2 protein-coding genes are annotated in these 1,663 nt (G+C 62.5%); both read left to right on the forward strand.

The window, feature by feature from the left end; all coding sequences use genetic code 11:
* The coding region (locus EOA29_RS35615; protein ID WP_127222335.1) for an MFS transporter at positions 1-504 on the forward strand (504 nt) is incomplete at its 5' end.
* Between the two features lie 154 nt (positions 505-658).
* Positions 659-1,663: ribonuclease D (gene rnd / locus EOA29_RS35620; RefSeq protein ID WP_127222336.1), on the forward strand; the 1,005-nt coding region annotated here is incomplete at its 3' end.

Genomic DNA, 1,663 nt, shown 5'->3' on the forward strand with positions numbered 1-1,663 from the left:
GCCCTCATCCAATATCCGCTGGGCTATCTTTCCGACCGCTGGGACCGGCGCTCGGTACTGCTGACGACGACATGCTGCGCCATGCTTGCCGCGCTGGCGCTCGCTTTCGTGGCGCGCGGCGATCCTTTCCTGAACTTCGCCATCGTCTTTATCTTCGGCTGCTTCGCCATGCCGCTCTATTCGCTGTCGGCGGCGCATTCCAACGATCGGGCCGGCAAGGGCGAGTTCGTGCTGGTCAATGCGGCGCTGATGCTGTTCTATTCCTTCGGCGCGATTGGCGGTCCGATCGCCGCATCGGCGGTGATGCAATATTTCGGGCCCAGCGCCCTGTTCGTGTTCAGCGCCTTTGTCTATGCCATTCTCATTATCGTGATCCTGTACCGGATGCAGGTTCGATCCGGCGTTCCCGCCGGCAGTCGAAGCCGTTTTACCGCGCTCTTGCGCACCTCGACATTCTTCGCGCGGCTCGCCCGGCGGGGCAATGATTCAGACAAGCCGGATTAAAGCGAGATCGTCATCCCGCTTTATCTTCTTGTTTGAGCATGATCTTTTCCGAAAACCGCTGCACACTTTTCGGGATCATGCTCTACCTGCGGCTTGACGAAAGCGCCTGCTGCTGGAATTGAAAGAGACCTGATTTCTTGCCAAAAGCGATTTGATGCACGTCATCACCACCCAGAAAGAACTCGAAAGCGCTGTCGCGGCGTTCGAAAAGTCGGAATTCGTCACCGTCGATACCGAATTCATCCGCGAAACGACCTTCTGGCCGATCCTCTGCCTCATACAGATGGCCGCGCCCGGCGTGACGGCGCTGATCGATCCGCTGTCGCCACACATCGATCTCAAACCGTTCTTCCGGCTGATGGCCAACGAAGCGGTGGTCAAGGTCTTCCACGCCGCGCGCCAGGACATCGAAATCATCGTCCATCTGGGTAACCTCGTGCCGCATCCGGTGTTCGACACGCAGGTGGCGGCCATGGTCTGCGGCTTCGGCGACAGCGTCTCCTACGATCAGCTGGTGCAGCGCATCACCGGCGCCAGGCTCGACAAATCCTCGCGCTTCACCGACTGGCGGCACCGGCCGCTCTCCGACAAGCAGCTCGAATACGCGCTCGCCGACGTCACCCACCTGATCAAGGTCTACCAGCATCTCAGCGCCGAGCTGAAGCGCGAGGACCGAGCCCATTGGCTGAACGAGGAGATGGACATCCTCACCTCGCGCGAGACCTACGATCCGCATCCGGAGGATGCCTGGAAGCGGCTGAAGATGCGGCTGCGCAAGCCGCAGGAGCTGGCGGTCGTGCAGGCGGTGGCCGCCTGGCGCGAACGCGAGGCGCGCGAACGCGACGTGCCGCGTGGCCGTGTGCTCAAGGACGATGCGATCTACGAGATCGCGCAGCAGGCGCCGCGCGATGCGGCGGCTCTCGGCAAGCTGCGCACGACGCCGAAAGGCTGGGAGCGTTCGGCGACGGCCACGGCGCTGCTGGGTGCCGTCAACGCCGCTCTCGCCATGCCGAAGGAGACGATGCCGAAACTGCCGAAGAGTTTTCAGCCGCCGGAAGGCTCGAGCGCGGCGGCGGAACTGCTCAAGGTGCTGCTTCGCATCGTCGCCGAGAAGGAGGGCGTCGCCTCCAAGGTGCTCGCCTCCAGTGACGACATCGAC

This window comes from Mesorhizobium sp. M1E.F.Ca.ET.063.01.1.1 (assembly GCF_003998155.1).
Lineage (GTDB): Bacteria > Pseudomonadota > Alphaproteobacteria > Rhizobiales > Rhizobiaceae > Mesorhizobium.